Below are 6296 nucleotides of genomic sequence, written 5' to 3'. Positions count from 1 at the left end.
CATCGCGCAGGTACGGCAGGATTCGCTGCGCAGCCAGATCGCGATCGTCCAGCAGGAGCCCGTGCTGTTCCACCGCACGCTCGCGGAGAACATCGCGTATGCACGGCCCGGCGCGAGCCGCGCCGACATCGAGCGCGCCGCGCGTCTGGCCAGCGCGCACGACTTCATCGCCGCGCTGCCGGACGGGTATGACACGCTCGTCGGCGAACGCGGGATCAAGCTGTCGGGCGGCGAGCGCCAGCGTGTCGCGATCGCGCGCGCGTTCCTCGCCGATGCGCCGATCCTGATCCTCGACGAAGCGACGTCGAGCCTCGACAGCGAAAGCGAGCTGCTGATCCAGCAGGCGATGGAGCGGCTGATGGTCGGCCGCACGACGCTCGTCGTCGCGCACCGGCTGTCGACCGTGCGTGCGCTCGACCGGCTGCTGGTGCTCGATCGCGGCAAGGTGATCGAGGAAGGCAACCACGACGCGCTGATCCGTATCGACGGCGGTATCTACCGCCGGCTGTTCGAGCGGCAGGCGCTGGAGCTGGCGAAGGGGCTCGCCGATTCGCCGCGGCGCGTGGCGGATCGCGATGCCGGCGCGCTGGGAGAGCCGGCGAAGGTTTGATGCAGGCAGGTCGTCACATGACCCGGCGACATGGCTTCAATCGCCGGGTCATGCCGGCGATCCGATTGGCGTGGTCGATGCACGACGAGGAAATGATGCTGCAACCGGACGAAACCCGTATCGAATCGAATCGCCTTTGGCTCACACCATTCTCGGCGAAAGACGCGGATGCGACGCTTGCATGCATTACGCCGTCGCTGACTCGCTATATGGGCTGGGACCCTCCGGCCAACAGGGAAAGTTTCGATCGCATCTGGCAGACGTGGCTGCACGCACAAACCGACGGCACGGACTACGTGTTCGTGATTCGACAACGCGACGGTGGATCCTTCCTCGGCCTGGTGGGGGTTCATCACGTCAAGCAGGCCATCCCGGAATTGGGCGTCTGGATCCGCGAAGATCGGCATCGCGAAGGGATCGGACGAGAGGCGGTCAGGCTCGTCGTGGAATGGGCGTGCTCGACGCTCAACGTTCAGCGCTTCAACTATCCCGTCGCCGAAGAGAACCATCCGAGCCGACGTATCGCCGAGTCCCTCGGCGGCACTGTAACGGGCCATAGCGAGACCTCGAAATTCGTGTCGGTCATTTATCAGATACCGGCCCCGGTGACATGCGAAAGCCCGGGGCAGGCGTAAGCGGCCGACTCGTGACGATCGATCTTGTGCGCAGTGGTCCTGCCCACGGCCGGGGCTTTCACGAAAGCGGCCTACCGCCGCCAGCCTGCCATCGTCACGCGCCTCTCCCGCGGATCACTTATCATGTCGGCCAGGCAATTCGCGACGAAAGGCAGATCATGTTTACAGGCATTGTTCAGGGTGTTGGCACCATCGACGCCATCAAGGATCACGGCGAGCTGAGAACGTTCAGCATCGCATTCCCCGAGCGGTTCACCGACGATATCGAGATCGGCGCGAGCGTGTCGGTCGACGGCGTGTGCCTGACCGTGACGACCATCCATTCACCGGTGCTGATCGACTTCGACGTGATGCTGCCGAGCCTGCGGATCACGACGCTGGCCGACCTCGCGACCGGCGCGCGGGTCAACGTCGAGCGGGCCGCGAAGGACGGCGCGGAGATCGGCGGGCATCCGCTGTCCGGTCACGTCGATTTCACGGGGACCATCGCGCACATCGCGTCGTCCGAGCACAACCGGATGATCCGCATCGGCGTGCCGGCCGAGTTCAAGCGCTATGTATTCGCGAAAGGCTACATCGCGATCAACGGTTGCAGCCTGACCGTGTCGGACGTCAATCGCGACGAAGGCTGGTTCGACGTCTGGCTGATTCCCGAAACGCGCCGCGCGACCACGTTCGATGCGAAGGGCGTCGACGACAAGGTCAACATCGAGATCGAGCGCAGCACGCAGGTCGTCGTGGACACGATTCGCGAATCGGTCAAGGAAACGCTCGGCGAATTGAACGGTGTCGTCACCGCGCTGCTGGCGGAAAAAGGCATCGATATCGAAGAACTGCTGGCGCGCAACGTCGCGCGGCTGCCGAAGCAGTAAAGGCTGATTAAGCGCGTGCTAGGTGATCCGCTGGATCACTGAGTAACGGCTACCGTCCGAAAACACCTCGACCCACGGTTCCGATGCCTCGAATGTCCAGAGGACGAGCTCGCGATCGTCGAGTTCGTCGTCCTCGGGCCACGGCATGTTCCATCCGCCCGCGACGGCCACCACGCCGCCCGTGTAGAGCGGGCATTGCGCCATCCATTCGCGCTCGTAGTCGTGCGCGGCCGCGCCCTTGAAGTTGCCGTTGAATCCCCAGTCGCGCTGCCAGCCGTGTGCGTCGAGGTACGCGCCGATCGCGGCGGAGCCGAAGCGGAACACCGCGTCGACGGACGGAAGCGACATCGCATCGGATCGGCACAGCGGGCGGTCGGAACGGACGGGTTGCGTGGCAGTCTCCACGCGGCCCGACGTGCCGCTTTCGTCGAGACACACGTTCAGCCAGACGCCGTCGCGCTCGACGGAGATACACAACGCGCCGGCATCAACCCCATGCCAGTAGCCGGTGACGGGTTCGCCGTCGTCCGCGAAGCGGTACTGACGGCTCGGCCTCGCAAGCCGTTTTGCTTCGGTCAGGAAATCGTCCAGTGTCATGGGATGTCCGTCAGTCGTTTTGCATCCTGGGTATCGCATGGAACCGCCGCGGTCGAGCGACATCATCCGCGGCCGCACGCCCTACCTCACTCCGCCTCTCCCTGCGCCCCCTTCCCCACCGCCACGCGCTGCGCGCGATAAATCCCCGCGTGCCCGGAAAACAGATACGCGACGACGCACGCGACGATCGCATACACGCCGATATCCGCGCCGAACAGTTCGATCGCCATGATCGTCGACGCGATCGGCGTGTTCGCCGCGCCCGCGAACACCGCGACGAAGCCGAGCCCCGCGAGCACGGGCACCGGCAGCGCGAGCACCTGGCCCAGTGCATTGCCGAGCGTCGCGCCGATGTAGAACAGCGGCGTCACTTCGCCGCCCTTGAACCCCGACGCGAGCGTGACGACGGTGAACGCGAACTTGCCCGCGAAATCGTAAAGCGGCAGCGGGCCGTGAAACGCGGCCTCGATCGTCGGGATGCCGAGGCCGAGGTACTGCGGCACGTTCAGCACGGTCGCGGCCACCGCGACCAGCAGGCCGCCGAGCACCGGCTGCAGCGGCGCATGGCGGATCACGCGGCGAAACCACGCGGTCAGCGCATGCGTCGCGAACGCGAACAACCGCCCGACCACGCCGAACGCGATGCCGGCAACGACCGTCACGGCGAGCCCCGTCGCCGATACGGCCGGCACGAACGGAATCGCATAGGCCGTGTGATGAACGCCCCACGCGCGGCACACGACGTCCGCGACGATCGCCGATGCAACGCAGGTCAGCAGCGCGTCGTACCGCAGGCGTCCGATCGCGAGCACCTCGAGCCCGAACACGGCACCCGCGAGCGGCGTGCCGAACACCGACGCGAAGCCGGCCGCGATGCCGCCCATCAACAGCACGCGGCGATGCTCGCGATCGAGCCGGAGCACGTGCGTGATGCGATCGGCGAGCGCGCCGCCCATCTGCACGGCCGTGCCCTCGCGGCCGGCCGAGCCGCCGAACAGGTGCGTGACGACGGTCGCGACGAGCACGAGCGGCGCCATCCGCTTCGGCACGAGTGCCTTCGGGTCGTGAATCTCGTCGATCAGCAGGTTGTTGCCGCGCGCGACCGACTGGCCGAACCGATGGTAGACCCAGCCGGTGGCGAAACCGGCGGCCGGCAGCCCCCACAGCAGCCACGGATGCGCGACCCGCGTGCCGGTCGCCCAGTCCAGCGCGATCAGGAACAGCGCGGAAGCCGTGCCGGCGAGCGCGCCGAGCAAGGCTGAAAGCGCGAGCCAGCGGCACACGTAGCGCACGGTCGCGAAAAGATCGGCAGAAGTGGTGAAAAACATGATTTCCAGATTCGACGGGATATCAAAACCTGGGCGGCAGAATACCGCGTGGACGGCCTGCGACCTCCTGACGACCCAGGAACACGCAGGCATCATCAGCCGGGCAAACCGGCGGTTGAGGGCCGCACCGCGCGCGCCATGCGCCGGAACGACCGCAGGGAGGCATGCCATCTCCGCAGGCCGCAATTGTACGCGACGCCTCGCCACGCACGCAATGCAGCCGCCGGCACACCCCGAAACGACGGCGTCTGCCCGATGCACGGTCAGTCGCGCGATGTCAGTGCGATCCGCGCGATCAACTGGGGCGCGATCTGGTCGAGCGGCAGGATCGCCGACGCCGCGCCGATCGCCGCCGCGGCCTTCGGCATCCCGTACACGGCGCTGGTCGCCTGGTCCTGCGCGATCGTGTAGCAGCCCTTCGCCCGCATCGCCTTCAGGCCGAGCGCGCCGTCGCGTCCCATGCCGGTCAGCAGCACGCCGAGCGCATCGCCCTGCCAGCCGTCCGCGACGCTGTTGAAGAACACGTCGATCGACGGCCGGTACGGCGTTTCGGCCGGATGCCGCGTATAGCCGAGCACGCCGCGCGGCGACAGCATCAGATGGTCGTTGGTCGCCGCGAGCAGCACCGCACCGGCCTCGGGCACGCTGCCCTGCCGCGCGACGCGCACCGGCAGCCGCGTATAGCCGTCGAGCCATTCGGCCATGCCGTACGCGAATGCCTGGTCGACGTGCTGGACGATCACGATCGCCGCCGGAAAATCGGCCGGCAGCGCGCGCAGCAGCGCGGTGAGCGCGGTCGGGCCGCCCGCCGACGCACCGATCGCGACGAGCGTCGGCTGTCCGCGCGTGGGGGCCGGCCCCGGTGGCACAAGCGCCGTGGTGCGGCTTTCGAGCAGCCGGCCGATCTGGTCGATCTTCGCGAGCAGCGCCTGCGGCGATGCGTCGGTCGACAGCCCGAGCGCGAGCGTCGGCGTGTCGACCGCGTCGAGCGCGCCGGCGCCCATCGCCTCGTACACCGACGACGTGTTCGCGCTGACGCTCGCCGTCACGATCAGGATCGCGCACGGCGCGCGTGCCATGATCCGGCGCGTCGCGGCGACGCCATCGACCTTCGGCATCACGAGGTCCATCAGCACGACGTCGGGCGGATGCGCGACGCAGAAATCCACCGCCTCGTCGCCATCGGTCGCGACCCACAGCACGCGATGATCCGCGCGCAGCGCGATCACGCGGCGCAGTGCCTCCACGGCCAGCGGCAGATCATTGACGATACCGATGTTCATCCGCGCGCATCTCCGATCAGGTCGTGCACGGCATCGAGCAACGCCTCGTCGTGGAAGCTGCTCTTCGCGAGGTAGTAATCGGCGCCGGCGTCGAGCCCGCGGCGGCGATCCTCGTCACGATCCTTGTACGACACGATCATCACCGGCACGCGCTTGAGCATCGGGTCGCCCTTGATCAGCGTGACGAGTTCGATGCCGTCCATGCGCGGCATGTCGACGTCGGTCACGACGAGATCGAACGCATCGCTGCGCACCGCGTTCCACCCTTCCATCCCGTCGACCGCGACCGTCACGTCGTAGCCGCGCTTTTCCAGCAGCTTGCGTTCGAGCTCGCGCACCGTCAGCGAATCGTCGACGACGAGCACGCGGCGGCGCCGGTCGGCGAGCGCGAGCTGCGGATCGCGCGTGAGCCGCGCGAGCTGGCCGCCGCGCACGAGCTTGTCGACCGAGCGGATCAGGTCCTCGACGTCGACGATCAGCACCGGGTCGCCGTTCTCGAGCAACGCGCCGGCCGCGATGTTCTGGATCTTGTGCAGGCGGCTGTCGAGCGGCTGCACGACGAGCATCCGCTCACCGAGGAAACGGTCGACCGCGACGCCGTACAACTCCGGCTCGCCGCCGACGACCACGACCGCCGTGCTCGCGCGCGCCACGTCCGGTTCGCCCGCATCGAGCAGCTGGTGCGCGGCGACGAGGCCCACGCGCCGGCCGTCGAACGGAAAATGCGGCTGCCCTTCGAGCACGTCGATGTCGTCGTGCGCGAGTTCGAGCGTGCGGCGCACGTGCGCGAGCGGGAATGCATAGGGTTCGCCGCCGACTTCGACGAGCAGGCTGCGGATCACCGACAGCGTGAGCGGCAACTGCAGCACGAAGCGCATGCCGGCCCCCGGCTCGTTGAAGATCCGCACCGCGCCACGCACGCCGCGCACCATCTCCTGCACCGCGTCGGGACCGACGCCGCGGCCCGATAC

7 protein-coding genes and 1 riboswitch are annotated in these 6296 nt (G+C 67.7%); of the genes, 3 read left to right on the top strand and 4 right to left on the bottom strand.

Features of this window, described 5'->3' with window-relative positions; genetic code table 11:
* From JMF90_RS19395 to JMF90_RS19385, 3 genes are all read left to right on the top strand, one after another.
* Window positions 1–610 (top strand): ABC transporter ATP-binding protein (locus tag JMF90_RS19395; protein ID WP_201325328.1); only part of this gene is annotated, 610 nt, incomplete at its 5' end.
* 77 nt (window positions 611–687) lie between these two features.
* Entirely contained in the window at window positions 688–1245 is a 558-nt protein-coding gene (locus JMF90_RS19390; protein WP_226292293.1) for a GNAT family N-acetyltransferase, read from the top strand.
* A 158-nt stretch (window positions 1246–1403) separates the two neighbouring features.
* Window positions 1404–2117, top strand: coding sequence for a riboflavin synthase (locus JMF90_RS19385; protein ID WP_011548221.1), 714 nt, complete (start codon window positions 1404–1406; stop codon window positions 2115–2117).
* An 18-nt stretch (window positions 2118–2135) separates the two neighbouring features.
* Here JMF90_RS19385 and JMF90_RS19380 read toward each other — a convergent pair whose 3' ends face one another.
* From JMF90_RS19380 to JMF90_RS19365, 4 genes are all read right to left on the bottom strand, one after another.
* Window positions 2136–2714 (bottom strand): hypothetical protein, encoded by a 579-nt coding sequence (locus tag JMF90_RS19380; protein ID WP_012338504.1) that lies wholly within the window; start codon window positions 2712–2714, stop codon window positions 2136–2138.
* 86 nt (window positions 2715–2800) lie between these two features.
* Window positions 2801–4042 carry a voltage-gated chloride channel family protein gene (locus tag JMF90_RS19375; RefSeq protein ID WP_011548223.1) on the bottom strand — a complete coding sequence of 414 codons (1242 nt, stop codon included), beginning with the start codon at window positions 4040–4042 and terminating at the stop codon, window positions 2801–2803.
* Between the two features lie 79 nt (window positions 4043–4121).
* A riboswitch (Fluoride riboswitch) is annotated at window positions 4122–4226 on the bottom strand.
* A gap of 79 nt (window positions 4227–4305) precedes the next feature.
* Window positions 4306–5325 (bottom strand): chemotaxis response regulator protein-glutamate methylesterase, encoded by a 1020-nt coding sequence (locus JMF90_RS19370; protein WP_006479514.1) that lies wholly within the window; start codon window positions 5323–5325, stop codon window positions 4306–4308.
* On the bottom strand, window positions 5322–6296 hold a 975-nt coding region (locus JMF90_RS19365; RefSeq protein ID WP_201325327.1), incomplete at its 5' end, for a response regulator. The genes JMF90_RS19370 and JMF90_RS19365, both read right to left, overlap by 4 nt.

Source organism: Burkholderia sp. E168m23 (genome assembly GCF_016586125.1).
GTDB lineage: Bacteria > Pseudomonadota > Gammaproteobacteria > Burkholderiales > Burkholderiaceae > Burkholderia > Burkholderia orbicola.
This window is presented reverse-complemented; position numbering and strand designations above follow the sequence as displayed.

Coding starts and splice junctions, on each gene's coding strand:
- JMF90_RS19390 (WP_226292293.1), top strand. CDS start 688: ATGCACGACGAGGAAATGATGCTGCAACCGGACGAAACCCGTATCGAA.
- JMF90_RS19385 (WP_011548221.1), top strand. CDS start 1,404: ATGTTTACAGGCATTGTTCAGGGTGTTGGCACCATCGACGCCATCAAG.
- JMF90_RS19380 (WP_012338504.1), bottom strand. CDS start 2,714: ATGACACTGGACGATTTCCTGACCGAAGCAAAACGGCTTGCGAGGCCG.
- JMF90_RS19375 (WP_011548223.1), bottom strand. CDS start 4,042: ATGTTTTTCACCACTTCTGCCGATCTTTTCGCGACCGTGCGCTACGTG.
- JMF90_RS19370 (WP_006479514.1), bottom strand. CDS start 5,325: ATGAACATCGGTATCGTCAATGATCTGCCGCTGGCCGTGGAGGCACTG.